Genomic DNA, 26,611 nt, shown 5'->3' with positions numbered 1-26,611 from the left:
GAACGGATTCGGCCGTTACTTTCACCGCAATTTAACCAACGCCGCCTAGGATCGCGCTGCATCGATCGATGGCACGTCGCGCTGCCGGTTCGCGCGCGGTTGCCCGATTGCCTTTTCCCTGGACCCCGCGAATTTCGTCGACCCTGCCTGTCCTCACGCACGGTCGTCATTCGCATCATGGCGTATCGTGTACATGAGTCAGCATTCCCCGGCTTCGTCCCGAAGAAAATTCCTCGCCGCCGCGCCAGCCGTCGCGGCCTCTTCCCTGCTGAGCGCCTGCGGCGGCGACGACGTCACGTCGGCGCCGATCACCGACAGCGCGCTGGCCGCGCAGATGTCCGCGAAACTGAACGCGCAGCTCGGCGACGCGGCGACCGTCGACGCGATCGTCCCGGCGATGTCCGACGTCGGCTTCACATGGGACCTGCCGACCGTGGCCGCCGCGCAGATCGGTGCGATCGTCGCGTACGGCTTCGGCAACCGTCCGAACGCGTCGAGCGGCAACACGTCGAGCACCGGCGGCAACCAGGCGGCGCTGCCCGATCCGGGGCCCGTGAACGAGGCGCTGGCGGACGCCGTGTACCGCATCCGCCAGCTGAAGCCCGTCAAGGTCTATGCGCAATGGGAAATCGCGCGGTTTCTCGTGTCGAAATACGGGATGGGCGCCGACGTGCTGTCGTCGGTCGAACCGGTGATCGCGAACGACGGCTCGATCGTGTACCTGAGTACCGCGGGCGTCGCGGCGGTCGCCGTGTCGCGGGCGGGCGGGGCGGCGGCGATGGGCACCGTCGCGGTGGTCGGCCATCGCGATCACGCGAAGCGCTGCATCCAGACGTCGCAACAGGCGGGCATGAAGGCGGCGGCCGTCGCCGAGGTGCCGCTGCCGACGGTGTACGACCCGCAGTCGGGCCAGCCGTGGACGCGCAACCGCAGCCTCTACCTCGTGCACGACATGTATGCGCAGATGCTGACGCGCGCGATGACCGCGACGATGCAGGCCTACCCGAAGGGCTGACGCCCGCCGATCCCCCATCGACGCTCATGACCATGCATACCCGTCGCCATTTCCTGGCTTCCACCTCCGTCCTGGCCGCGTCGTGCGCGGCCGTCACGCCCGTGTTCGCGAGCGCCGCGCCGGCCACCGATGCCGAACTGCAGCGCCAGATGCTCGGCAAGCTGACGAACGAACTGAACGATCGCGCGACCGCCGCCGCCGAAACCGGTTATCTGCTCGACACGTTTTTCTCGTGGACGCCGCCGAGCGTCGCGGCGGCCGCCATCGATACGATCGTCGCATACAGCTTCGGCAGCCGCGCCGGCGCATCGGCCGCCGCACCCGTACCGGGCCCCGTCAACGAGGCGATTGCCGATGCCGTGTTCCAGCTTCGGCAGAAGGTCGCGGCACCGATCTTCGCGCAGCAGGAGGTCGCGAGCGTGCTCGCGTCGACATACGGGCTCACGGCCGGCGTGACGTCGATCGCGACGCCCGTGGTCGCCGCCGGCAGCCCGATATCGACCCCCGACGGCGTCGCCGCCGCGATCGTCAGGCAGGCGGGCGCGAGCGCGGCGCTCGGCAAGGTCGGCGTCGTCACGCATCAGGACCAGGCGTCGCTCGCCGTGCGCGTGTCGACTGCGGCGGGGATGCAGGCGGCGGTGCCGGCAGGCCTCGCGCTGCCGTCGCGCTACGACACGTCCGCGCAGATGGCGGCCATGCGGCGGCGCGATCTCTACCTGTTGGGCAACGCCGGCATGCAGCTCGCGATGCTGCGGCTCGACCTGATCAACCGCGCGTACCCGAACGGCTGATGCGCCAGCCCCGGGGCGCGGCGCGCGACCCGGGCGATGCGGCCGCGCGATCGCCGCCCGCCGGATCGCGCGTGCCCCGTTTTGCCGGGTAATGCCGATACAGGTATTGGCACTACCAGCCAAACTACTGTTTTTAATGGGTTTTTTCGCGCCCGGCCTGAGCCGGGGCGCACGCTGCGTGGCATAATCGACTTCATCCGCAAGGCTTGTAGTCACAACGACCCCGCATACCCATGGCACAGACTCTCTACGACAAACTGTGGAACACCCACGTGGTCCACACCGAGGAAGACGGCACGACCCTGCTCTACATCGACCGTCAGCTGCTGCACGAAGTCACGAGCCCGCAGGCGTTCGAAGGGCTGAAGATGACGCATCGCCCGGTGTGGCGCATCAGCGCGAACCTCGCCGTGTCGGACCACAACGTGCCGACGACGGACCGCAGTCACGGCATCGCCGATCCCGTCTCGAAGCTGCAGGTCGACACACTCGACGCGAACTGCGATGCGTTCGGCATCACGCAGTTCAAGATGAACGACGTGCGCCAGGGCATCGTCCACATCATCGGGCCGGAACAGGGCGCGACGCTGCCGGGCATGACGATCGTGTGCGGCGATTCGCACACGTCGACGCACGGCGCGTTCGGCGCGCTCGCGCACGGCATCGGCACGTCGGAAGTCGAGCACGTGCTCGCGACGCAAACCCTGCTGCAGAAGAAGAGCAAGAACATGCTCGTGAAGGTCGAGGGCGCACTGCCGCGCGGCTGTACCGCGAAGGACATAGTGCTCGCGATCATCGGCAAGATCGGTACGGCGGGCGGCACGGGCTACGCGATCGAATTCGGCGGCTCGACGATCCGCGCGCTGACGATGGAAGGCCGCATGACCGTCTGCAACATGGCGATCGAAGCCGGCGCGCGCGCGGGCATGGTCGCGGTGGACGACACGACGATCGATTACCTGAAGGGCAGGCCGTTCGTGCCGACCGGCGCGGAATGGGATCAGGCCGTCGAATACTGGCGCCAGTTCAAGTCGGACGACGGCGCGCAGTTCGACCGCGTGGTCGAGCTGAACGCGGCCGAGATCGTCCCGCAGGTCACGTGGGGCACGTCGCCGGAAATGGTCACGTCGATCGACGGTCGCGTGCCCGATCCCGAGCGCGAGAAGGATCCGGTCAAGCGCGACGCGATGGAGCGCGCGCTGGCCTACATGGCGCTCGAGCCGAACACGCCGATCGAATCGATCAAGGTCGACAAGATCTTCATCGGCTCGTGCACGAACGCACGGATCGAGGATATCCGCGCGGCCGCGTATGTCGTGAAGAAGCTGAACCGCCGGATCGCATCGAACGTGCGGCTCGCGATGGTCGTGCCGGGTTCGGGCCTCGTGAAGGCGCAGGCCGAGCGCGAAGGGCTCGACAAGGTGTTCACCGATGCGGGCTTCGAATGGCGCGAGCCGGGCTGTTCGATGTGCCTCGCGATGAACGCCGACCGGCTCGATCCGGGCGAGCGCTGCGCGTCGACGTCGAACCGCAACTTCGAGGGCCGGCAGGGCGCGGGCGGTCGCACGCACCTCGTGAGCCCCGCGATGGCGGCAGCCGCGGCGATCGAAGGTCACTTCGTCGACATTCGCCAGCTGGGGTAACGCGTGACGGCAACGAAGGTCATCGCGCGGCTGGTTGCCGCGCTGGCGCTGGCGGGGCTGGGCTTCGGCCTCGCGGGCTGCAATACCGTCCGCGGCTTCGGCGAGGACGTCAACGCCGCGGGCAACGCGCTCAAGCGCGCCGCGGACTGACACCGCCACCGAGAATTTGTCGATGTGTGCCGGCCCCGTGCCGGCCCTTCAACCGGATAGACGGATCATGGAAAAATTCACTGTACATACCGGCGTCGTGGCGCCGCTCGATCGCGAGAACGTCGACACCGACGCGATCATCCCGAAGCAGTTCCTGAAGTCGATCAAGCGCACGGGCTTCGGTCCGAACGCGTTCGACGAATGGCGCTACCTCGATCACGGCGAGCCGGGCCAGGACAACTCGAAGCGTCCGCTGAATCCGGACTTCGTGCTGAACCAGCCGCGCTACCAGGGCGCATCGGTGCTGCTCGCCCGCAAGAACTTCGGCTGCGGCAGCTCGCGCGAGCACGCACCGTGGGCGCTGCAGCAGTACGGCTTCCGCGCGATCATCGCGCCGAGCTTCGCGGACATCTTCTTCAACAACTGCTACAAGAACGGCCTGCTGCCGATCGTGCTGACCGAGCAGCAGGTCGATCACCTGTTCAACGAGACGGCGGCGTTCAACGGCTTTCAACTGACGATCGACCTCGACGCCCAGGTCGTGCGCTCGGGCGACGGCCGCGAGTATCCGTTCGAGATCACCGCGTTCCGCAAGTACTGCCTGCTGAACGGCTTCGACGACATCGGCCTCACGCTGCGCCACGCGGACAAGATCCGCCAGTTCGAAGCGGAGCGGCTCGTGAAGCAGCCGTGGCTCAACACCAAGCTGGTCGGCTGATCGTGCCTTTCGGGCGGGCGCGCCAGCGGCGCGTTCGCCGGCCTGCCTCATACAACCTACCCAGTCAGGAATTTCGCATGAAGATTGCAGTGCTGCCCGGCGACGGCATCGGTCCGGAAATCGTCAAGGAAGCCGTGAAGGTGCTGAACGCACTCGACGAGAAGTTCGAACTCGAACAGGCGCCGGTCGGCGGCGCCGGCTACGAGGCGAGCGGCCATCCGCTGCCCGACGCGACGCTGGCGCTCGCGAAGGAAGCCGACGCGATCCTGTTCGGCGCGGTCGGCGACTGGAAGTACGACTCGCTCGAGCGCGCGCTGCGCCCCGAGCAGGCGATCCTCGGGCTGCGCAAGCATCTCGAGCTGTTCGCGAACTTCCGCCCGGCGATCTGCTATCCGCAGCTCGTCGATGCCTCGCCGCTGAAGCCGGAACTCGTCGCGGGCCTCGACATCCTGATCGTGCGCGAACTGAACGGCGACATCTACTTCGGCCAGCCGCGCGGCGTGCGTGCGGCACCGGACGGCCCGTTCGCCGGCGAACGCGAAGGCTTCGACACGATGCGCTATTCGGAACCGGAAGTGCGCCGCATCGCGCACGTCGCGTTCCAGGCCGCCCGCAAGCGCGCGAAGAAGCTGCTGTCGGTCGACAAGTCGAACGTGCTCGAAACGTCGCAGTTCTGGCGCGACGTCATGATCGACGTGTCGAAGGAATACGCGGACGTCGAGCTGTCGCACATGTACGTCGACAACGCGGCGATGCAGCTCGCGAAGGCGCCGAAGCAGTTCGACGTGATCGTCACGGGCAACATGTTCGGCGACATCCTGTCCGATGAGGCGTCGATGCTGACGGGCTCGATCGGCATGCTGCCGTCGGCGTCGCTCGACAAGAACAACAAGGGCCTGTACGAGCCGTCGCACGGTTCGGCGCCGGACATCGCGGGCAAGGGCATTGCCAACCCGCTCGCGACGATCCTGTCGGCCGCGATGCTGCTGCGCTACTCGCTGAATCGCGCGGAGCAGGCCGATCGCATCGAGCGCGCGGTGAAAACGGTGCTCGAACAGGGCTACCGTACGGGCGACATCGCCACGCCGGGCTGCCGGCAGGTCGGCACGGCGGCGATGGGCGATGCGGTGGTCGCGGCGCTGTAAGGCAACGCGGCAGTAATATAGAAAGGGCGCGAACAGGCCGGGAAAATCGGCCGGTTCGCCCCCGGTTGGCCGTTGTGCGGGCCACCGGCTTTGTGTAGACTCGAACGATGGCGCTGATTTCCCTGATCTCCCCGGTCCTGAAACTCCACGGCAACACTGCCCGTGCGGGTGCGCGCGCCATCGTCATCACGAAAACCATTACCACGAAAACGATCATTAAACGCTGATCGCCGTCGTGCCCGCCTGTTTCCCCGCGCGGTCACGCGGGGACGGAAATGGCGGGGAAGCTCCATTCAAAGCAAAGGGTTAGTCATGAACGTAGGTCTCGTAGGTTGGCGCGGCATGGTCGGCAGCGTCCTGATGCAGCGCATGCAGGAAGAAGGCGATTTCGACCTGATCGAACCGGTGTTTTTCAGCACCAGCAACACGGGCGGCAAGGCGCCGTCGTTCGCGAAAAACGAGACTACGCTCAAGGACGCGACCAACGTCGACGAGCTGAAGAAGTGCGACGTGATCATCACGTGCCAGGGCGGCGACTACACGAACGACGTGTTCCCGAAGCTGCGCGCGGCCGGCTGGAACGGCTACTGGATCGACGCGGCATCGTCGCTGCGGATGAAGGACGACGCGGTCATCATCCTCGACCCGGTCAACCTCGACGTGATCAAGGACGCGCTCGTCAAGGGCACGAAGAACTTCGTCGGCGGCAACTGCACGGTCAGCCTGATGCTGATGGCGCTCGGCGGCCTGTTCCGCGAGAACCTCGTCGACTGGATGACGGCGATGACCTACCAGGCCGCATCGGGCGCGGGCGCGCAGAACATGCGCGAGCTGCTGTCGCAGATGGGCACGCTGAACGGCGCGGTGCAGGAACAGCTGGCCGATCCGGCGTCGGCGATCCTCGACATCGACCGCCGCGTGCTGGCCGCGATGAACAGCGATGCGATGCCGACGAGCCACTTCGGCGTGCCGCTGGCCGGTTCGCTGATTCCGTGGATCGACAAGGATCTCGGCAACGGGATGTCGAAGGAAGAGTGGAAGGGCGGCGCGGAAACCAACAAGATCCTCGGCAAGCCGGCCATGGGCGAGCCGGGCTCGATCCCGGTCGACGGCCTGTGCGTGCGGATCGGCGCGATGCGCTGCCACTCGCAGGCACTGACGATCAAGCTGAAGAAGGATGTGCCGCTCGACGAGATCAACGGCATCCTCGCGTCGGCGAACGACTGGGTGAAGGTCGTGCCGAACGAGCGCGAAGCGTCGATGCGCGACCTGTCGCCGGCGAAGATCACGGGCACGCTGACGGTGCCGGTCGGCCGCCTGCGCAAGCTCGCGATGGGCGGCGAATACCTGTCCGCGTTCACGGTCGGCGACCAGCTGCTGTGGGGCGCGGCCGAGCCGCTGCGCCGCATGCTGCGCATCCTGCTCGACAAGTAAGCCTGTCAGCATGTCCGGCCCGCGGGCCGGACTGCGCGCGATGACGCGCCGCGTCGGCCCCCGGTTCGGGGCTGGCGCGGCGCGTTTTTCATGTGCGAATGGATCGGCGCATGCTCGGCAGCGTCTGGTCGACTGCCTGCCGCGTCTTGATCGTCCGCGGGCTGCCCGGCGCGGCGATGATTTTCATCCATTGATGCGGCTGTGTTCGATCTGCCCGGCGGCCGGCCGCGGCATGCGGACCCGGGCGGCGCGATGGCCCGATCGCCGGGCGGACGCGCCCGGTTGCACCGGCCGGCGACGAATTCGGCCCGAATGCGATCGCGTGAAGTAAACTACGCGGTTACGACGCACAGACCCGCCGAAAGCGTCGCGTTCCGCGCGACGCTTTTGCATTTCTGCGGCAACTTTATTGACGCCTTCAACCGCGAATCCGAGCCGCGCCCGCGCGCGGCGATAGAGCCCACGATGTCCCGAATTTCCTTGTTTCCGCGTCAGTCCCGTCTGTCGCGCGCCGTGCGTGGCGCGCTGGCGATCCTGGCGCTCGGCGCAGCCGCATCGGCCTGGGCCGTCGGCACCGTCGAACTGCCGGCGTCCGCCGCCGGCGGCGCCGTACCGCTTACCGTGACGGTCCAGCCGGGCCAGTCGCTGAACGACATCGCGAAAGCGGCCACGCAATCGCATGATCCCGGCGTGCTCGCGCGTGCCGGCCGCGCGCTGTTCGACGCCAATCCGCAAGCATTCATGAAGCGCGACGCGAGCCGCCTGAAAATCGGCGCGACGCTGACCGTGCCCGCGCTCGACGCGACCGGCGCGGCGCTCGCGCCGGCCAGTGCCGCCGCTGCCTCGGCCGCGGCAGTGGCGTCCGCGCCTGCCGCCGCATCGGGCGGGGCGGCGGAAGCGCAGCATGGCGCGTCCGCGCCGCATCCCGGGTCGGCCGTGCAATCGGCGCCGGCCACGCCGGCCGTTCATGCGGCGCCGGTGAGCGGCGCGAGCGTCGCGACGGGCGTGGGGGCGTCGGCTTCGGTCGGCGCGTCGGCGGCACACGGTGCGTCGACGGCCGACAGCCTGCCGCCGGCGGCACCTGCCGCGGGCGCGAGCGGCCCGCACGTATGGAGCGGTGCGATCCAGTCCGCGCCGTCGCCCGCGAGCGAGGCCGCGGTCCAGCCGGTGCCGGGCAGCCAGGTTTCGGGTTCGCGCGAGCCGGCCGGTGCGGTGCCCGCGACCGGCGCGTCGCAGCCGCGGCCGTCGAGCCTGCAGCAGTTGCTGGCGCTGAAGAATCGCGTGCTGATGGAATTGCAGAAGCACGGCATCGGCAAGCCGGGCACCGCGAACGACGTTGCGCTGGCACCCGCGCCGGCACCCGCCGCGCCGCGTCCGGCCGCGAACGACGCGGGTGCGTCGGCAGCGGCGCCGGCGGCAAGCGAAGCCGCGTCCGCGGTCGCCGCCAGCGCGGCGCAATCGGCATCGGCATCGGCGCCTGCGCGATCGGCCGCTCCTGTCGCGACGCCGGCGCGCCGTACCGAGCAGATGGACTGGCGTCCGGCCGCCGTGGCCGGCGCGGCCGTGATCGTGCTCGCGGCCGGCTTTGCATGGCGCAAGCGCAGGAAGGGGCGCGAGACGGGCGATGCGGGTGAGGTGGCCGCTGCAGCCGGTACTGCCGCGGCCCCGGAGGCCGAAGCGGCGCCGTCGCTCGACCGCGAGTTGCCGATCCTGCCCGAGATGCCGGTCGCGCGCGACGCCGCGTCGGATCAGTATCTTGCCGCGGCGACTGCCGCCGCGGCCGAAACGGTCGAGCCGGCTGTCGCCGAGGCACCGTCGGCGCCGGAGGCCACGAAGCCGCATGACGAGCAGCCCGGATTGCCGCCCGCGCAAGCGGCCGTGGCGCCGGTGAACGAGGTGGCGCCGGCTCAGGCTGCGCACGGCGCAGAACCGGCCGAAACGGCCGCTGCCAAGCCGGCCGACACGCCTGCCGCGCCTTCGGCGGCCGACGCGCAGCACGCGACGCTGATGCAGAACGCGATCAGCGCGCTGAACAGCCTCGACATGCCGTTGCCGCCGCGAACGTCGGAGGACGCACCGCTGACGCCGGACGAGCTGTCCGCGCGGGCAGGGCAGTCGGACATCGATGAAATCGCAACTAACGGTCAAGTCGAGTCGCATCCGCCGATTGGCGTGAGCCATCCGACCCCGGAACATCCGGCCGATCAGGACGACGAGTACGATTGGGATCCGGACGCGGCAACGCCCGCCGGCCACGCAGGCAGCCCGCCTCCGCTGTCGCCGCTGCCGCCGCTCGGCGGCGCGCAGTTCGGCGCGCTGAAGCTCGATTTCGATCTCGACCTCCCGTCCGCGCCGGGCGCCGCGCTGCCCGCGCTGACCGCGGACGAGCTCGCCCGCATCGCGCGCAACAAGCTCGATCTCGCGTCGGAGTACGTCGAACTGGGCGACCTGTCCGGCGCGCGGACGCTGCTGCAGGAAGTGATCGACGCGAACGACACCGCGACGCGCGACGATGCGCGCGCGTTGCTCGCGAAACTGGCGGACGAGGCGTGATGCGGATCGCACTGGGCATCCAGTACGACGGCGCGGCGTTCTGCGGCTGGCAGGCGCAGCCACACGGCAAGACCGTGCAGGACCGGCTCGAGCACGCGCTGGCCGAGTTCGCGCGGGTGCCGCTGCATACGACGGTCGCTGGCCGGACCGACACCGGCGTGCACGGGCTCGGGCAGGTCGTGCACTTCGACACCGGGCTCGAACGCGAGGTGTTCTCGTGGGTGCGCGGCACCAACGCGTTCCTTCCGCCGACCATCTCGGTGCAATGGGCGAAGCCGATGCCGGACACGTTCCACGCGCGTTTCTCGGCGTTCGAGCGCACCTATTACTACGCGCTGTACGTGCATCCCGTGCGCTCGCCGATGCTGGCCGGGCGTGCGGGCTGGATCCACACGCCGCTCGACGACGACGCGATGCGCGCCGCCGCCGCGCACCTGATCGGCGAGCACGATTTTTCGTCGTTCCGGTCGTCGGAATGCCAGTCGAAGACGCCGGTCAAACACCTGTATCAGATCGACGTGCGGCGCGCGGGGCATTTCATCCATTTCCGCTTCCGCGCGAACGCGTTCCTGCATCACATGGTGCGCAACCTGATGGGCTGCCTCGTCGCGGTCGGGCGCGGCCGCTATCCGGCCGACTGGCTCGCCGACGTGCTGGCCGGGCGCGATCGCAACCTGGCGGCGCCCACGTTCATGGCCGACGGGCTGTATCTGGCCCACGTCGGCTACCCGGCGGAATTCGCCGTCCCGCCCGCGCAGCTCGGCAGCGTGCCGTGGAGCAGCGTCTGGGCCGATCTGGACCCTCAATCATGACGGATCAAGCCGTGTCTTCCCCGCCTTCCGCCGCCGGCCTGGCGCCGCGCACGCGCATCAAGCTGTGCGGGCTGTCGCGCCCCGAGGACGTGCTGCACGCGGCGGCGCTCGGCGCCGATGCGATCGGCCTCGTGTTCTACCCGAAAAGCCCGCGCGCGGTGACCCTCGCGCAGGCGGCCGAGCTGGCGAGCCTCGCGCCGCCGTTCGTGTCGGTGGTCGGGCTGTTCGTGAACGCGACCGAAACCGAGATCGAGGCCGTCGTGCGCGACGTGCCGCTGACGATGCTGCAGTTCCACGGCGACGAGACGCCGGAGCAGTGCGACGCGCTCGGCCGCGCGGCACGCCTGCCGTGGTTGCGCGCGGTGCGCGTCGGCCCCTCGACGCAGCCGTCCGATTTGGTAGAATCGGCTCTTCATTATTCGAAAGCGCGCGGCCTCCTGTTCGACACCCTGGTGCCGGATTACGGCGGTAGCGGCAAGGTCTTCGATTGGTCTCTTATTCCCGCAGAGCTCGCGCATCGGGCCGTTTTGAGTGGTGGCTTGAGCGCGCAAAACGTCGGTGATGCGATCCGCCAGCTGCGTCCGTTTGCTGTCGATGTCTCGAGTGGCATCGAAGTGGCGGGCGCAAAGGGCGTGAAGGATCACGCCCGAATGGCGGCGTTCGTACGCGCGGTGCGCGAAGCGGACGCCCGGTGATGCAAGCGGTGCGGCCCCGAAAGCGGGGCGCCCCGACCGATCGAGAGAGACACCATGTACAACCTTCCTGACGATCGCGGCCACTTCGGCCCGTATGGCGGCGTGTTCGTCGCCGAGACGCTGATTCACGCGCTGGACGAACTGCGCGACGCGTATGAAAAATTCCGGAACGATCCCGACTTCGTCGCCGAATACGAGCGCGAACTGAAGTATTTCGTCGGCCGTCCGTCGCCGATCTACCACGCGCAGCGCTGGAGCGAGATGCTCGGCGGCGCGCAGCTTTACCTGAAGCGCGAAGACCTGAACCACACCGGCGCGCACAAGATCAACAACGTGATCGGCCAGGCGCTGCTCGCGAAGCGCATGGGCAAGAAGCGCGTGATCGCCGAAACCGGCGCGGGCCAGCACGGCGTCGCAACCGCGACGATCTGCGCCCGTTTCGGGATGGAGTGCATCGTCTACATGGGCGCCGAGGACGTGCGCCGCCAGGCCGCGAACGTCTACCGGATGAAGCTGCTCGGCGCGACGGTCGTGCCGGTCGAGTCGGGCTCGCGCACGCTGAAGGACGCGCTGAACGAAGCGATGCGCGACTGGGTCACGAACATCGAGAGCACGTTCTACATCATCGGCACGGTCGCGGGCCCGCATCCGTACCCGATGATGGTGCGCGACTTCCAGCGCGTGATCGGCGACGAGTGCAAGGTGCAGATGCCCGAACTCGCGGGCCGGCAGCCCGACGCGGTGATCGCCTGCGTCGGCGGCGGGTCGAACGCGATGGGGATCTTCTATCCGTACATCGACGATCAATCGGTGCAGCTGATCGGCGTCGAAGCGGCCGGCGACGGCCTCGACACGGGCCATCACGCGGCGTCGCTGATCGCCGGCAGCCCGGGCGTGCTGCACGGCAACCGCACGTACCTGCTGCAGGACGACGATGGCCAGATCATCGAGACGCATTCGGTATCGGCGGGCCTCGACTATCCGGGCGTCGGTCCCGAGCACGCCTGGCTCAAGGACAGCGGCCGCGCGCAGTACGTGCCGATCACCGACGACGAAGCGCTGAAGGCGTTCCACGACTGCTGCCGGATCGAGGGGATCATCCCCGCGCTCGAGTCGAGCCACGCGATCGCGTATGGCGTGAAGCTCGCGCCGACGTTGCCGAAGGACAAGATCCTGCTCGTCAACCTGTCGGGCCGCGGCGACAAGGACATGCACACGGTCGCCGAGCGATCGGGCATCGACCTCTGACCCCGACCGATGCGTGACCTGATCGAAGAGCCGGGCGGCGGCGCCGCGAGCGAGGCGGAGGCGGTTCAGCCCGCCGCCGCCGCGCCGCGCGCGCTGCCGTCCGGTATCGAGCTGCATAACCGCGATTTCCTGACCGAGGCCGCGCACCTGCCGGACGCGTCGATCGACCTGATCGTCGCCGATCCGCCGTACGGGCTCGGCAAGGACTACGGCAACGATTCGGACAAGCGTTCGGGCGACGATTTCCTCGCGTGGACGCGCGAGTGGCTCGAGCTCGCGATTCCGAAGCTGAAGCCGAGCGGGTCGATGTACATCTTCTGCACGTGGCAGTACGCGCCGGAAATCTTCAGTTTCCTGAAGACGAAGCTCACGATGGTCAACGAGATCATCTGGGACCGGCGCGTGCCGAGCATGGGCGGCACGACGCGCCGTTTCACGTCGGTGCACGACAACATCGGCTTTTTCGCGGTTTCCAAAGCGTATTACTTCGATCTCGATCCGGTCCGCATCCCGTACGACGCCGATACGAAGAAGGCCCGCTCGCGCAAGCTGTTCGAAGGCAGCAAGTGGCTGGAGATGGGCTACAACCCGAAGGACGTCTGGTCGGTCTCGCGCCTGCATCGGCAGCACGCGGAGCGCGTCGATCATCCGACCCAGAAGCCGCTGGAAATCATCGAGCGGATGGTGCTCGCGAGCTGCCCGCCGGGCGGCCGCGTGCTCGATCCGTTCATGGGCAGCGGCACGACCGCGGTGGCCTGCGCACGGCAGGGGCGCGACTTCGTCGGCTACGAGATCAACGAAAGCTATTGCGCGATCGCGCACGAGCGCGTCAGCGCGCTCGCCGCGCCGGCGTGCGCGTGAATCGCGCCGCCGCATCGCCGAACGCAACGCCATACTTTGTATGGGGCCGGAGCAAGCGCTGACGCGCCCACTCCGGATCGACACAGGAAAATTGCCATGTCCCGTATTCAGCAGACCTTCGCCGCGCTCGCCGAACAAGGCCGTAAGGGCCTGATCCCGTTCATCACGGCCGGCGACCCCGATCCCGCGAAAACCGTCGAATTCATGCACGCGCTCGCCGCCGGCGGCGCGGACGTGATCGAGCTCGGCGTGCCGTTCTCGGACCCGATGGCCGACGGCCCCGTGATCCAGCGCTCGTCGGAGCGCGCGCTCGCGCGCGGCGTCACGTTGAAGAGCGTGCTCGCCGACGTGAAGCGTTTTCGCGAGACCGACCCCAAAACCCCCGTCGTGCTGATGGGCTATGCGAACCCGATCGAACGGATGGGCGTCGACGCGTTCGCGGCCGACGCGCATGCGGCCGGTGTCGACGGCGTGCTGGTGGTCGACTATCCGCCGGAAGAGGCGGGCGTATTCGCCGAAAAGATGCGTGCCGCGCAGATCGATCCGATCTTCCTGCTGGCGCCCACGTCGACCGACGAACGTATCGCCGATGTCGGCAAGATCGCGAGCGGCTACGTGTATTACGTGTCGCTCAAGGGCGTGACCGGCGCGGGAAATCTGGATGTTTCGAGCATTGCGGGTAAAATCCCGGCCATCAAGTCGCGCGTGCCGGTTCCGGTGGGCGTCGGCTTCGGGATCCGCGACGCCGAAACGGCGCGTGCGGTGGCCGAAGTGTCGGACGCCGTCGTGATCGGCAGCCGCCTCGTGCAGCTGCTCGAGAGCGCTGCGCCGGACGCCGCCGCCGCCGCGCTGAAGACCTTCATCGCCGAGCTGCGTGCCGCCCTGGACGGCGCGGGCAAGGCGGCGCGATAAACACAACACAGGAAGCGGGCGGGCCAGTCGGCCCGGCCCGCCACGGAACAGGAAACCATACGATGAGCTGGCTCGACAAACTGTTGCCGCCGAAGATCAAGCAGACCGATCCGAAAAGCCGCAAGGGCATTCCGGAAGGCCTGTGGGTCAAGTGCCCGTCCTGCGAGGCCGTGCTGTACCGCAACGACGTGGATGCGAACCTGCACGTGTGCCCGAAGTGCGATCACCACATGCGCATCGGCGCGCGTGAACGCCTCGACGGGCTGCTCGATCCGGAAGGCCGTTATGAAATCGGTCAGGAAATCGTGCCGGTCGACACGCTGAAGTTCAAGGACAGCCGCAAGTACCCCGATCGTCTGAAGGAAGCGATGGACGAGACGGGCGAGACCGACGCGATGGTCGTGATGGGCGGGGCGATCCACACGCTGCCGGTCGTCGCGGCCTGCTTCGAGTTCTCGTTCATGGGCGGCTCGATGGGTTCGGTCGTCGGCGAGCGCTTCGCGCGCGGCGCGCAGAACGCGCTGGAGCAGCACGTGCCGTTCATCTGCTTCACGGCGTCGGGCGGCGCACGGATGCAGGAAAGCCTGCTGTCGCTGATGCAGATGGCGAAAACCACCGCGATGCTGACCAAGCTGGCCGAAGCGAAGCTGCCGTTCATCTCGGTGCTGACCGACCCGACGATGGGCGGCGTGTCGGCTAGCTTCGCGTTCCTCGGCGACGTCGTGATCGCCGAGCCCAAGGCGCTGATCGGCTTCGCCGGCCCGCGCGTGATCGAGCAGACGGTTCGCGAGAAGCTGCCGGAAGGCTTCCAGCGCGCCGAATTCCTGCTGAAGACGGGCGCGATCGACATGATCGTCGACCGTCGCAAGATGCGCGACGAAATCGCGCAGTTGCTCGCGCTGCTGCAGCGACAGCCGGCCGACGCGCTGGCTTGACCGGCGCAAGGTTGTGAACTCTGCGCGTCGCCTGGCTTCAGCGTCAGGCGGCGCGCTTCGTTTTTTGGCGTAGTGGCGGTACCGATCCAGATTTGATCCGATGAGCACTTTTCCCACTCTCGACGCGTGGCTTTCGCACCTCGAACGCGCGCACCCGGTCGGCATCGACATGGGCCTGACCCGTATCGGGCAGGTCAAGGCGGCGCTGCAGCTCGAATTCGCTTGCCCCGTCATCACCGTCGGCGGCACGAACGGCAAGGGCTCGACCTGCGCGTTCCTCGAGACGATCCTCGTGCGCGCGGGCTACAAGGTCGGCTGCCATACGTCGCCGCACCTGCTCGAATTCAACGAGCGCGCCCGCGTGAACGGGCAGAACGTCACCGACGACGAACTGCTGCCGCATTTCGAGGCCGTCGAGGCCGCGCGCACGTCGCTGCCCGTGCCCGTGTCGCTCACGTATTTCGAATTCACGACGCTCGCGATCCTGCACCTGTTCGCGTCGCGCGGGCTCGATGCGGTGATCCTCGAGGTCGGCCTCGGCGGCCGGCTCGATGCGGTCAACATCATCGATACCGATTGCGCGATCGTCACGAGCATCGACATCGACCACACCGAATACCTCGGCGACACGCGCGAGAAGATCGCGTTCGAGAAGGCCGGGATCTTCCGCGCGGGCAAGCCGGCGATCTGCGGCGATCCGGCCGCGCCGCAAACGCTGATCGACCACGCCGAGGCGATCGGCGCCGATCTGTGGCTGGTCGGCCGCGATTTCCGCTACGAGGCGCAGGCGGGCGCGGAGCGCCAGCAATGGAGCTACCTCGGCCGCGAGAAGCGCTATCCGGCGCTCGCGTATCCGGCGCTGCGCGGCGCGAATCAGCTGATCAATGCGTCGGCCGCGCTCGCCGCGCTGGAGGCGCTGCGCCCGGTGCTGCCGGTGTCCGCGCAGGACATCCGGCTCGGGCTCGCGAACGTCGAGCTGCCGGGGCGCTTCCAGGTGTTGCCCGGCAAGCCGGCGATCGTGCTCGACGTCGCGCACAACCCGCACGCAGCGGCCGTGCTCGAGCAGAACCTCGGCAACATGGGCTTCTTCCCGTACACGTATGCGGTGTTCGGCGCGATGCACGACAAGGACATCGACGGCGTGCTGCAGCACCTGAAGGGCGAGATCGACCACTGGTGCGTGACCGACCTGCCGCTGCCGCGCGCGGCCTCGGCGGAGCAGCTCGAAGCCGCACTGCGCAAGGCCGGCGTGGAGGAGGGGCCCGATTCGAGCGTGACGCGTTACGCGTCGCCGGCAGAAGCGTTTCGCGATGCACTAAAAAGAGCATCCGAGAATGATAGAATCGTGGTTTTCGGCAGTTTCCATACGGTTGCCGGCGTGCTGGCCTACCGTAAATCGCAGCAACACTGACTGACGGGCAGTTTCGGACTCAGCCATTCATGGGAATTTTCTCGTTCGGCAAAAAAGACGACGACGCGCCCTCGCGGCGCGGCGGTCGCACCGGGACCTCCCGGAACGTGCGCACGGAGCGCACCACCGAGCGCGTCGAGCGCCGCTCGCGCCGCACCGAGCGTCCGGAATCGGACGCACTGCTCCTCGATCCGACCCTTCCAGAAAAGCAACGCGCGCGCCGTCGCCTCGTCGGCGCGATCGCGCTCGTCGTGGCGGCCGTGATCGTGCTGCCGATGGTGCTCGATTCACACCCGAAGCCCGTCACGGACGACATCGCGATCGACATCCCGAACCGGCCCGCGCACCAGGCGGTCGCGCCGCGTGACGACGATGCGGCCGACGTGCAGGCAGGCGTCGCGCATGACGAACCGCCGGCATCCGACACGGCCGTTGCGGCCGCGCCGGCACCCGTACCGGCGCCCGCGCCCAAGCCGGCCGCGAAACCCGATACGACGACCACGGCGAGCGTGACGCCGCCGAAGCCCGCGCCGAAGCCGGCCGCCCCCGCGGCGAAACCGGCCGCGCCGAAGCCCGCGCCCGTCGCGAATGCCGACGCCGCGAGCCCGGACAGCGGCGACGCGTCGTCGCCGGCATCGCCGGCCGGTGCGCGCTTCGCGGTGCAGCTCGGTTCGTTCAAGGACGACGCGACGGCCCGTTCGTGGGCAACCAAATTGAAATCGGCGGGCGTGCCCGCATATGTCGAGCATCGCAAGCAGGCGGACGGCAGCACGGCTACACTGTTGCGTGCGGGCCCGTTCGCGGATCGCTCGGCGGCCTCCGCCGCGATCGCGAAGGTGCGCGAAGCCGGGTTGACGCAGTAACACGATGCTGACGGCTTTCGACTACGCTGTATTGGCGGTGATTGTGTTGTCGGCGCTGCGCGGGGCGTGGCGCGGCTTCGTATCGGAGATATTCGGGCTGATCGGCTGGATTGCGGCGGTCGTGATCGCGGGCCGCTACGTCGGGCTGGTCGTGCCGTACATTCCGGCGAACTGGCCGGGCGGCGCGCTGACGCAGTGGGTGATCGCCTTCGCGCTGCTCGTGATCGGCGTCGTGCTGGTCGCCGGTGTCGCCAACGCGCTGCTGTCGCGGATCGCGCAGGCCAGTGGCCTGGGCGGCGTCGACCGCTCGCTGGGCATGATGTTCGGGCTCGTCCGCGGCTGTGTGCTGGTGGTGCTGCTGGTCGCGGCGGCCGGGCTGACCGAACTGCCCAAACAGGATTTCTGGCGCAATGCGCTATTGCGTCCTTTCGCCGAACAGGGCGTGCACGAGCTGAAGCAGCTCCTGCCCGACGGCATGGCCCAGTACGTACGCGTGTGACGACGCGGCTGGGCAGGACGGAACCGTTTTTGTCATTCTGAAGGACATGCCATGTGCGGCATCGTAGGCGTTATCTCCCAATCCCCGGTCAATCAGCTGATCTATGACAGCCTGCTGCTGCTGCAGCATCGCGGTCAGGACGCGGCGGGCATCGCGACGGCGGACGGCAGCAATTTCCACATGTACAAGGCGAACGGCATGGTGCGCGACGTGTTCCGCACGCGCAACATGCGCAGCCTGCCCGGCACCTACGGCATCGGCCAGGTGCGCTACCCGACGGCCGGTTCGGCGTCGAGCGAGGCCGAGGCGCAGCCGTTCTACGTGAACGCGCCGTTCGGGATCATCCTCGCGCACAACGGCAACCTGACGAACTGGCAGCAGCTGAAGGACGAGATGTTCCGGATCGACCGCCGGCACATCAACACCAATTCCGACAGCGAAGTGCTGCTCAACGTGTTCGCGCACGAGCTGCAACTGTCGACCACCGGCCTCGAACTCGATCCGGCGTCGGTGTTCAAGGCGGTCTCGGGCGTGCATCGCCGCCTGGAGGGGTCGTACGCGATCGTGTCGCTGATCGCCGGCTACGGCCTGCTCGCGTTCCGCGATCCGTTCGGCATTCGTCCGCTCTGCATCGGCAAGCTCGAGACCGAGCACGGTACCGAATGGATGGTCGCGTCGGAATCGGTGGCGGTAGAAGGCATCGGTTTCGAATTCGTGCGCGACCTGGAGCCGGGCGAAGCGATCTTCATCGACAAGGCCGGTAATTTCCACAGCCAGCAGTGCGCGGAGAACCCGACGCTGAATCCGTGCATGTTCGAATACGTGTACCTCGCGCGTCCGGATTCGTGCCTCGACGGCGTGCCCGTCTACAACGTGCGCCTGCGCATGGGCGACTATCTCGCCGAGAAGATCAAGCGCGAGCTGCCGAACGTGCCGATCGACGTCGTGATGCCGATTCCCGATTCGTCGCGCCCGGCCGCGATGCAGGTCGCCGCGAAGCTCGGCGTCGAGTATCGCGAAGGCTTCTTCAAGAACCGCTACGTCGGCCGCACGTTCATCATGCCGGGGCAGGCCGTGCGCAAGAAGTCGGTGCGCCAGAAGCTCAACGCGATGAGCATCGAGTTCAAGGACAAGAACGTGCTGATCGTCGACGATTCGATCGTGCGCGGCACGACCTCGCATGAAATCGTGCAGATGGCGCGCGATGCGGGCGCGAAGTCGGTGATCTTCGCGTCGGCCGCGCCGCCCGTGAAGTTCCCGAACGTGTACGGCATCGACATGCCGACGCGCGGCGAGCTCGTCGCGCATGGCCGCACCGACGAGGAAGTCGCGAAGATGATCGGCGCCGACCACCTGATCTACCAGGACGTCGACGACCTGCGCCGCGCGGTGCGCGACATCAACCCGAAGCTCGAGCGCTTCGAGGCATCGTGCTTCGACGGCAACTACATCACCGGCGACGTGACGCCCGAGTATCTGGATGCGATCGAGCGCGCGCGTCTCGCGCCGGCGTCGCAGGCCGATCGCGATACGGCCGGCGACACCGAACGTTCGCAGATGAACCTGCAGCTGTCGGTCGAGTGACACCGGCGCACGCTTGTATCGAGGCGTGATAGGATGTGGCCTTGCGTCGATTTGATATCAGCTTGCGGACGCGGGGCACCTTCCCAAAACAGCTAAAGCGAAGGCCGGCGGCAGCCGGCCCGAGTCGATCGCTGTCGTACCGCACCGAAGCCCGCTGATGCCGACGCATAGCGGGCTTTTTGTTTTTTTTGGCCTGGTTTTGATCTGGCCTGCGCGACGCGCGCGGCCATCGGATACGGAAAACGGAACATGGACGATTCCCTCAACTTCGACACGCTTGCCGTGCGCGCAGGCACGCTGCGCAGCGACTTCAACGAGCACTCGGAAGCGCTGTTCCTCACGTCGAGCTTCTGCTTCTCGAGCGCGGCCGATGCGGCCGAGCGCTTCGCGAACTCGGAAGACTACTTCACCTATTCGCGCTTCACGAACCCGACCGTCACCATGTTCCAGGAGCGTCTCGCGGCGCTCGAGGGCGGCGAGGCGTGCATCGCGACGGCGTCGGGGATGGCCGCGATCATGTCGGTCGTGATGTCCGCGCTGCAGGCGGGCGACCACCTGGTCAGCTCGCGCAGCCTGTTCGGCTCGACGCTCGGGATGTTCTCGCAGATCTTCAGCAAGTTCGGGATCACGACGACCTTCGTCGACCCGACCGACCTGAACGCATGGCAGGAAGCCGTGCGGCCGGAAACGAAGATGTTCTTCCTCGAGACGCCGTCGAACCCGCTGACCGAACTCGCCGACATCGAGGCGATCGGCAAGATCGCGAAGGCCGCGAACGCGCTGTTCGTCGTCGACAACTGTTTCTGCAGCCCGGTGCTGCAGCAGCCGCTGAAGCTCGGCGCGGATGTCGTGATGCACTCGGCGACGAAATTCCTCGACGGGCAGGGCCGCGTGCTCGGCGGCGCGCTGGTCGGCTCGAAGGAATTCATCATGGGCAAGGTGTTCCCGTTCGTGCGCAGCGCGGGCCCGACGTTGTCGGCCTTCAACGCATGGGTGCTGCTGAAGGGAATGGAGACGCTGTCGCTGCGCGTCGAGAAGCAATCGGCGAACGCGCTGGAAATCGCGCGCTGGCTCGATTCGCATCCGGCCGTGGCGCGCGTGTTCTATCCGGGCCTCGAATCGCATCCGCAGCATGCGCTCGCGAAGCGCCAGCAGAAGGCGGGCGGCGCGATCGTGTCGTTCGAGCTGAAGGGCGACACGCCCGAGCAGCAGCGCGCGAACGCCTGGCGCGTGATCGACAGTACGAAGCTGGTGTCGATCACCGGCAACCTCGGCGACACGCGCACGACGATCACGCATCCGGCCACCACGACGCACGGCCGCATCACGCCGGAAGCGCGCGCGGCGGCCGGGATCACCGAAGGGCTGATCCGCCTGGCGGTCGGCCTCGAGCACGCAGCCGACGTTCGTGCCGATCTGGCGCGCGGCCTCGAGGGCTGAGTCGAGCGGCCGGTTTCCGGGCCGGCATGAATGACACGGGCCGCTCGAAAGAGCGGCCCGTTGTCGTTTCGGCGCACGCGACGGCGCGTGCGATTCGTTGCCCGGTTCAGCCGGCGTGCGCGGGCGGCGTGTCGCGCATCGCGTCGACCATCCATCGCAGCGTTTCGTCGAGCGGCGTGACCGGCAAGTCGCCCACCGCGCGCCGCAGCTTGTCGCGCGACCCGCTCAGGCTTTTCACCTCGTTGTGCCGCACGAAGCGCGGATCGATCGTCACGTCGATCACGTAACCGGCGATGCGCGACAGCATCGCGAGCACTTCCTTCAGCGAATACGCGCGCTCCGAGCACACGTTGAACGTCTCGCCGGCCGGTGCGGCTTCGACCAGCTTCAGATAGGCGGCCGTCACGTCGCGTACGTCGGAGAAATCGCGGCTCACGTCGAGGTTGCCGAGCGAGATCCGCGGGGCATTGCGCGCGTAGTGCGCGACGAGCTTCGGCAGCAGGTAGGCGTCGCTCTGGCCGACCCCCGTGTAGTTGAACGGCCGCGCGATCACGATCGGCAGCCGGTCGGCCCACAGCTTCGCCGCATATTCCATCGCGAGCTTGCTGACCGCGTAGTCGTTCGCCGGGGCCGGCGCGACGGTTTCGTCGAGCACGCCGGCCGTCGAGTTGCCGTAGATGTTCGCGCTGCTGGCCAGCAGCACGGCCGACGGGCGGCGGTCGAGGCCCGCGAGCGCGGCCAGCAGGTTGCGCGTGCCGGTGATGTTGACCGCGTAGGTCTGCGACGGCTCGTCCTGCGCGACGTGCGCGCGCGCGGCGAGATGCACGACCGCATCGGGACGCGCGTCGGCCGCGGCCGCGCGCATCGCATCGGCGTCGAGCAGATCGACGGGCAGCAGCGTGCAGTGCGCGAACGCCGGATCGTCGGGCCGCGGCGCGCCGGGCGCGACCGTGCCCCAGACGTCATAGCCGGCCGCCTGCAGGCGTTCGGCCATGTAGCGGCCCGTGAAGCCCGTCAGGCCCGTGACGAACGCACGGCGCGACGGGCGTCCGGTTTCAGAACGTGTCATGGTGTTGGTTCCGCGTCAAATCCGCTTCGACCATCATCTGGCAAAGTTGTTCGAGCGTCGTCTTCGGTGCCCAGCCGAGCTTGGCCTTGGCCTTGTCCGCGCAGCCGATCAGCAGGTCGACCTCGGCAGGGCGGTAGAACTTCGGATTCACTTCGACGAGCACGTTGCCGGTCGCCGCGTCGAGGCCGCGCTCCTGTTCGCCCTTGCCGGCCCATTCGATCTGGTAGCCGGCCGCCGCGAAGGCCATCCGCACGAAGTCGCGCACGGTCTCGGTGCGATTGGTCGCCAGCACGTAGGTGTCGGGCTCGTCGGCCTGCAGCATGCGCCACATTCCTTCGACGTATTCGAGCGCGAAGCCCCAGTCGCGTTTCGCATCGAGGTTGCCGAGCTCGAGGCGCGTCGCCTTGCCGAGCTTGATCTTCGCGATCGTGTCGGTGATCTTGCGCGTGACGAACTCGCGGCCGCGCAGCGGCGACTCATGGTTGAACAGGATGCCGCTGCTGCCGAACAGGCCGTACGACTCGCGGTAGTTCACGGTCATCCAGTGCGCGTACAGCTTCGCGACGCCGTACGGGCTGCGCGGATAGAACGCGGTCGTTTCGGTCTGCGGAATCGCCTGCACCTTGCCGAACATCTCCGACGTCGACGCCTGGTAGAAGCGCGTTTTCGGGCTCACGACGCGGATCGCCTCGAGCAGGTTCAGCGGGCCGATGCCGGTCACCTCGGCGGTCGTCGCCGGCTGGTCGAACGAAACGCCGACGAAGCTCTGCGCGGCGAGGTTGTACAGTTCGTCGGGCTGCGTGCGTTCGAGCAGGCGCAGGCTCGAGCCGGCGTCGGTCAGGTCGTGTTCGACGAGCGTGAGGTTCGGGTGCGTGTCGACGCCGAGCTCGGCGATGCGCCAGAAATTCACCGAGCTGGTGCGGCGGTAGGTGCCGGTGACCTCGTAGCCCTTGTCGAGCAGCAGCTTGGTCAGGTACGCACCGTCTTGGCCCGAAATCCCGGTGATGATGGCCTTCTTGCGAGTTTGGCTCATGGCGTTGTCCTGGTAGAAACGATGGATGGTGAAATTCAGGCGGTCGTGCCGGCGGCGGCCGGCAGCGCGCGGCGTGCGGGGCCGCGCGTCAGGCGCCGTTCGAAGCCGTACCAGCTCAGGGTCGCGTAAGCGAGCGTGATCGCCAGCGCGAGCGCGGCCGTGACGAAACGGTTCAGGTGCAGCGGCCAGAGCGCATACAGCACGCTCAGGTGGATCAGGTACACGGTGTAGCTGACGGTGCCGACGTAGACGAGCATCGGGTTCGTCAGCACGCGTTGTACGAGGCCGCGCCCGCGCAGCGCGATCACGACGATCGACGTGCACAGCAGCAGCGAGATGCTGTAGAGCGCCGCATTCGACAGCGGCGTGTTCGCGGCGCGAAAGCGCGGGAACGACAGGTGCAGCCAGCCGAGGATCGCGAGCGACACGAGCGCGCCGACGATCGCGAGCGGGTAGAACGGCTCCAGCGCGCGCCGGTCGCGGCGCAGCACGATCGCGAGCAAGGCGCCTGCCGCGAGCAGGTCCATTCGGAACGGCGTCAGGTAGTAGATCGGCCAGAACGAATCGAACCACGGCGTCGCGATCGCGCGCAGCACCGGCGCGGCGACGACCAGCGCGGCGGCGACCCACAGCAGCGCGCGCTCCGAGCACCACAGCACGACGAACGGCCAGAAGATGTAGAACTGCTCCTCGACCGCGAGCGACCACAGCACGTTCAGGCTGTCGTGGCCGATGCTGCCGAGCGACAGGCCGATGTTGGTCGAGAAAAATGCAAACCACGGCCAGTGCGGCAGCCAGCTCGCGCCGAACAGGAGCGTCGACACCACCAGCAGCAGCACGTACGGCGGCAGGATGCGGCGCACGCGGCGCGCATAGAAGTGGCTGAAGTACGACTGCCCGCGCGCCTTGCGATCGAGCAGGATGCCGGTGATCAGCAGGCCGCTCAGCACGAAGAACAGGTCGACGCCCATCCACAGCGGCGCTTTCAGCGCGTGCTGCAGGAACACGGCGCCCACCGCGATCGCACGCAGCCCGTCGAGCTGCACGATGCGGCCGTGTTGCGGCGGGGTCAGGTCGGCGGTTCGCGAGGTGCCCGTCATCGCGCCGCTCCTTTGCGACGCGCGGCGCGGGCCGCGGCGTGTCGCACATCCGATGCGTGAACGTAATGCATGCCTTTAAATGAAATATCGAGTCGAAATCGATTCTAGGGAAAAGAAATCGGCAAAAAAACGCGCGCCATTTATCTGACGGAAAACATTCAAATGCCGATTATTCCGGTCGCGAGATGAAAGATTGACGCCGGAGGCCCGCGGCAGGCGGTGCGGAGCGGCATTTTCTACGCGGTGGCGAGCGCAAGGCGGTCGATATTGCCGTTTTCGGATGCCGATTACTGCATGTTCCGGTTCGATATCTCCGGCAGAAACATCCCCAAATATTTCCAAATTTCTTGTGATTATTTTTGCTTGTAACCTGCATCGCGACGTTTGAAACCCATTTAGCGGCAGGGCGCGCCGGCGGTAATCCGCGGCGGCGCCGGCCGCTGTTGCATCAAGTCTGGAGAAGCGCATTGCGACGTCTGATTCTGGTAGGCATGACGGTAGGCGCGGCGCTGCTGACGAGCACCGCGCCGGCCGAAACGGTGTTGCCCGCGACGACGTCGTGGATCGGCAACACGTTCGGCTATGGCGATGGCAGCTGGACGCAAATCGACATCCGCGCGATCGCGGTGACGCCTGACGGCAAGGTGTATACGAATGCGCCGTGGGACGAGAGCGGGGCCGAGGCGAGCGTCTACCAGGACGGGAAGATGCTCGGCTTCGCCGGCGGCACGCACGGCTGGGGCAATCTCGGCGGCAATGCCATCGCGGTGAACGGCAAGTACGCGTATGTCGCGATCGGCGTCGGCAACGAGCGCGGTCACCTGCAGTCGCCCGGCATCTGGCCGGACAAGGGCAAGCAGTGGTTCGGCATCTCGCGGCGCACGATCGGCGACATGAAGCAGCCCGCACCGTTTCGCGCGTCGCCGCAGGTCGCGCCGGGCGGGCGCGCCGACGCCGGCCGCGCGCGGATGGCCGCGAGCTTCATGATGATGAACGAGGTACCGGCCCCCGCGCGCTCGGAAGTGGGCGAGGCGAAGGCGGAAGTGGGCGGCCTCGCGGCCGACGACAAGACGTTGTTCGCGACGAATCCGTCGCGCGACGTCGTGGATGTCTACGACGCCGAGACGATGCAGCAGAAGGGCACGTGGAGCGCGCACGAGCCGGGCCGCATCGCGCTCGCCGGGGACGGCACGCTGTGGCTGCTGACCGATACGCTGACCGGGCCCGCGCATCTCGTGCACGTGCGCGCCGACGGCCGCAAGCTCGACGATGCGCCCGCGCTGCCGGAAGGTACCGACGCCGTGGACGTGGCGGTCGACGCGAAAGGGCGCGTGCTCGTCGCGGACAACGGGCCGCGCCAGCAGATCCTGATTTTCTCGAAAGGCGGCAAGGGTTATGCGCAGTCCGGCACGTTCGGCGAGCGCGGCGGCATTTTCGCGGGCCCCGTGCCGGGGCGTCCCGGGCCGCAGCGCTTCAACGGGCTGACGGGCGTCGGCGTCGACCGCGCGGGCAACATCTACGTGTCGATGAACGGCATCGGGCCGCGCCACGACACGATCGGCGCCGGGCTCGGCGCGGTGCTCGAAAGCTACACGCCGGACGGCAAGCCGCGCTGGCAGGTGCAGGGGCTGCTGTTCGTCGACGGCGCGTGGCTCGACCCCGCGCGGCCGAACAGCGTGTACACGGGCAACAAGCGCTTCGAGCTCGACCTGTCGAAGCCGCCGGGCCAGGACTGGAAATACGTCGGCTTCCTGTCGAACCGCTTCAAGTATCCGGACGACCCGGTGTTTCACACCGATCAGTATCCCGGCATGCCGCTCGCGCGGCGGCTCGACGGCCGCACGTTCCTGTACCTGACCGACATGTACGCCGATCACCTGAAGATCTACCGCTTCGACGCGAAGCGCGACGGCGAGGTCGCGATTCCGTCGGGCCTGATCGCGGGCCGCGCGCGGCCGGTCGACAAGGTGCCGAACAAGCCGCCGGGCGGCGACTGGCTGTGGCGCGACGCGAACGGCAACGGCCGGCTCGACGCCGACGAATTCACGACCAACACGACGACCAAGGCGAGGGCGGGCGGCTGGGGCTGGTGGGTCGACACGAAGGGCGACATCTGGCGCACGAGCGACGTACGCGGCATTCACCGCTTCGCTTACGGCGGGCTCGACAAGGCCGGCAACCCGGTCTACTCGTACGACAAGGTCACGACCTACCCGATGCCGCAGCCGTTCACGCAGCTGCGCCGCGCGATCTACGACGCGCAGACCGACACGCTGTACGTGACCGGCTACACGGCCGATGCGCCGCCGCAGCCGGGCATCAACAAGGAAGTCGGGCGCGTGCTGGTGCGCTTCGACAAGTGGTCGACCGGCTCGCCCGTGGTGCGTTACACGGTCGCGCTGCCGTGGCAGCTCGATGCGAAACCGATCCTCGACCTGATCGGGATCACGGTCGAGGGCCGCTACATCTTCACCGTGGAGCCGGTCGGCAAGATCCACGTGTACGACAAGGACACCGGCAAGGAAGTGGGCGTGATGAGCCCGGGCGCCGAGGTCGGCAAGGCATCCGGCTGGGTCGACGTGCCGTTCGGCATCAGCGCATTCCGGCGCGAGAACGGCGAATACCTCGTGTTCGTCGAGGAAGACGCGCGCGGCAAGGTGCTCATGTATCGCTGGAAACCGTGACGGGCGGCGCGCCGTC

General features: G+C 67.7%; 25 protein-coding genes. 21 read left to right on the top strand and 4 right to left on the bottom strand.

All coding sequences use genetic code 11. The features are described from left to right. Positions 1-193: 193 nt before the first annotated feature. The 20 genes from AC0KUR_RS01415 (at position 194) to AC0KUR_RS01320 (ending at position 20,709) form a co-directional block, all read left to right on the top strand. Positions 194-1,015, top strand: a complete 822-nt coding sequence (locus tag AC0KUR_RS01415; RefSeq protein ID WP_473375236.1) for a hypothetical protein — start codon at positions 194-196, stop codon at positions 1,013-1,015. 32 nt (positions 1,016-1,047) lie between these two features. Next, positions 1,048-1,806 carry a Tat pathway signal protein gene (locus tag AC0KUR_RS01410; protein ID WP_473375235.1) on the top strand — a complete coding sequence of 253 codons (759 nt, stop codon included), beginning with the start codon at positions 1,048-1,050 and terminating at the stop codon, positions 1,804-1,806. A gap of 233 nt (positions 1,807-2,039) precedes the next feature. Further along, complete coding sequence (leuC, locus tag AC0KUR_RS01405; protein ID WP_034185808.1) at positions 2,040-3,449, top strand: 3-isopropylmalate dehydratase large subunit; 1,410 nt, start codon at positions 2,040-2,042, stop codon at positions 3,447-3,449. A gap of 3 nt (positions 3,450-3,452) precedes the next feature. Next, the gene (locus tag AC0KUR_RS01400; protein ID WP_034185809.1) at positions 3,453-3,599 is read left to right on the top strand and encodes an entericidin A/B family lipoprotein; all 147 of its coding nucleotides are present in this window, start codon (positions 3,453-3,455) and stop codon (positions 3,597-3,599) included. Between the two features lie 67 nt (positions 3,600-3,666). Next, complete coding sequence (leuD, locus tag AC0KUR_RS01395; RefSeq protein WP_034185810.1) at positions 3,667-4,317, top strand: 3-isopropylmalate dehydratase small subunit; 651 nt, start codon at positions 3,667-3,669, stop codon at positions 4,315-4,317. Positions 4,318-4,394: 77 nt separating this feature from the next. Beyond that, positions 4,395-5,462, top strand: coding sequence for a 3-isopropylmalate dehydrogenase (gene leuB, locus AC0KUR_RS01390; protein ID WP_034185811.1), 1,068 nt, complete (start codon positions 4,395-4,397; stop codon positions 5,460-5,462). A gap of 107 nt (positions 5,463-5,569) precedes the next feature. Then, positions 5,570-5,689, top strand: coding sequence for a hypothetical protein (locus AC0KUR_RS01385; protein WP_006756675.1), 120 nt, complete (start codon positions 5,570-5,572; stop codon positions 5,687-5,689). 85 nt (positions 5,690-5,774) lie between these two features. Beyond that, positions 5,775-6,896, top strand: coding sequence for an aspartate-semialdehyde dehydrogenase (gene asd, locus AC0KUR_RS01380; protein ID WP_034185812.1), 1,122 nt, complete (start codon positions 5,775-5,777; stop codon positions 6,894-6,896). 465 nt (positions 6,897-7,361) lie between these two features. After that, on the top strand, positions 7,362-9,449 hold the full coding sequence (locus tag AC0KUR_RS01375; protein WP_473375234.1) for a motility hub landmark protein FimV: 2,088 nt from the start codon (positions 7,362-7,364) through the stop codon (positions 9,447-9,449). Beyond that, positions 9,449-10,261: a tRNA pseudouridine(38-40) synthase TruA gene (truA, locus tag AC0KUR_RS01370; protein WP_175028741.1), complete on the top strand. Its 813-nt coding sequence runs from the start codon at positions 9,449-9,451 to the stop codon at positions 10,259-10,261. Before AC0KUR_RS01375 ends, truA begins: the two co-directional genes overlap by 1 nt. Then, positions 10,258-10,956, top strand: coding sequence for a phosphoribosylanthranilate isomerase (locus AC0KUR_RS01365; protein ID WP_473375233.1), 699 nt, complete (start codon positions 10,258-10,260; stop codon positions 10,954-10,956). The genes truA and AC0KUR_RS01365 overlap by 4 nt, the downstream gene beginning before the upstream one ends. 54 nt (positions 10,957-11,010) lie before the next feature. Continuing rightward, positions 11,011-12,204 carry a tryptophan synthase subunit beta gene (gene trpB / locus AC0KUR_RS01360; protein ID WP_473375232.1) on the top strand — a complete coding sequence of 398 codons (1,194 nt, stop codon included), beginning with the start codon at positions 11,011-11,013 and terminating at the stop codon, positions 12,202-12,204. Positions 12,205-12,213: 9 nt separating this feature from the next. Further along, the gene (locus AC0KUR_RS01355; protein WP_034185816.1) at positions 12,214-13,065 is read left to right on the top strand and encodes a DNA-methyltransferase; all 852 of its coding nucleotides are present in this window, start codon (positions 12,214-12,216) and stop codon (positions 13,063-13,065) included. Between the two features lie 96 nt (positions 13,066-13,161). Continuing rightward, positions 13,162-13,977, top strand: a complete 816-nt coding sequence (trpA, locus tag AC0KUR_RS01350) for a tryptophan synthase subunit alpha (RefSeq protein WP_034185817.1) — start codon at positions 13,162-13,164, stop codon at positions 13,975-13,977. Positions 13,978-14,039: 62 nt separating this feature from the next. Next, on the top strand, positions 14,040-14,912 hold the full coding sequence (accD, locus tag AC0KUR_RS01345) for an acetyl-CoA carboxylase, carboxyltransferase subunit beta (RefSeq protein WP_006484412.1): 873 nt from the start codon (positions 14,040-14,042) through the stop codon (positions 14,910-14,912). A 100-nt stretch (positions 14,913-15,012) separates the two neighbouring features. After that, complete coding sequence (gene folC, locus AC0KUR_RS01340; RefSeq protein ID WP_473375231.1) at positions 15,013-16,323, top strand: bifunctional tetrahydrofolate synthase/dihydrofolate synthase; 1,311 nt, start codon at positions 15,013-15,015, stop codon at positions 16,321-16,323. A gap of 29 nt (positions 16,324-16,352) precedes the next feature. Then, on the top strand, positions 16,353-17,186 hold the full coding sequence (locus AC0KUR_RS01335; RefSeq protein ID WP_069705038.1) for an SPOR domain-containing protein: 834 nt from the start codon (positions 16,353-16,355) through the stop codon (positions 17,184-17,186). A gap of 4 nt (positions 17,187-17,190) precedes the next feature. Next, positions 17,191-17,685 (top strand): CvpA family protein, encoded by a 495-nt coding sequence (locus AC0KUR_RS01330; protein ID WP_034185820.1) that lies wholly within the window; start codon positions 17,191-17,193, stop codon positions 17,683-17,685. Between the two features lie 51 nt (positions 17,686-17,736). After that, positions 17,737-19,269 (top strand): amidophosphoribosyltransferase, encoded by a 1,533-nt coding sequence (gene purF, locus AC0KUR_RS01325; protein ID WP_034185821.1) that lies wholly within the window; start codon positions 17,737-17,739, stop codon positions 19,267-19,269. A gap of 249 nt (positions 19,270-19,518) precedes the next feature. Next, entirely contained in the window at positions 19,519-20,709 is a 1,191-nt protein-coding gene (locus AC0KUR_RS01320; protein ID WP_034185822.1) for an O-succinylhomoserine sulfhydrylase, read from the top strand. Between the two features lie 106 nt (positions 20,710-20,815). Here AC0KUR_RS01320 and AC0KUR_RS01315 read toward each other — a convergent pair whose 3' ends face one another. The 4 genes from AC0KUR_RS01315 to AC0KUR_RS01300 form a co-directional block, all read right to left on the bottom strand. Next, positions 20,816-21,778, bottom strand: a complete 963-nt coding sequence (locus AC0KUR_RS01315; protein WP_059558335.1) for an NAD-dependent epimerase/dehydratase family protein — start codon at positions 21,776-21,778, stop codon at positions 20,816-20,818. Continuing rightward, a complete protein-coding gene (gmd, locus tag AC0KUR_RS01310) occupies positions 21,765-22,811 on the bottom strand; it encodes a GDP-mannose 4,6-dehydratase (RefSeq protein WP_034185824.1) in 1,047 nt (348 codons plus the stop codon). The genes AC0KUR_RS01315 and gmd overlap by 14 nt, the downstream gene beginning before the upstream one ends. A gap of 35 nt (positions 22,812-22,846) precedes the next feature. After that, entirely contained in the window at positions 22,847-23,911 is a 1,065-nt protein-coding gene (locus AC0KUR_RS01305) for an acyltransferase family protein (RefSeq protein ID WP_049033171.1), read from the bottom strand. Positions 23,912-23,986: 75 nt separating this feature from the next. Continuing rightward, the gene (locus AC0KUR_RS01300) at positions 23,987-24,379 is read right to left on the bottom strand and encodes a hypothetical protein (RefSeq protein ID WP_083286503.1); all 393 of its coding nucleotides are present in this window, start codon (positions 24,377-24,379) and stop codon (positions 23,987-23,989) included. A 23-nt stretch (positions 24,380-24,402) separates the two neighbouring features. Here AC0KUR_RS01300 and AC0KUR_RS01295 point away from each other — a divergent pair, with 23 nt between their 5' ends. Continuing rightward, positions 24,403-26,595 (top strand): NHL repeat-containing protein, encoded by a 2,193-nt coding sequence (locus AC0KUR_RS01295; RefSeq protein ID WP_034185826.1) that lies wholly within the window; start codon positions 24,403-24,405, stop codon positions 26,593-26,595. Positions 26,596-26,611 lie beyond the last annotated feature (16 nt).

Source organism: Burkholderia sp. YHN3-13 (assembly GCF_055810675.1).
Note: the sequence above shows the minus strand (reverse complement) of the source record. Positions and strands in the feature narration are given on the sequence as shown.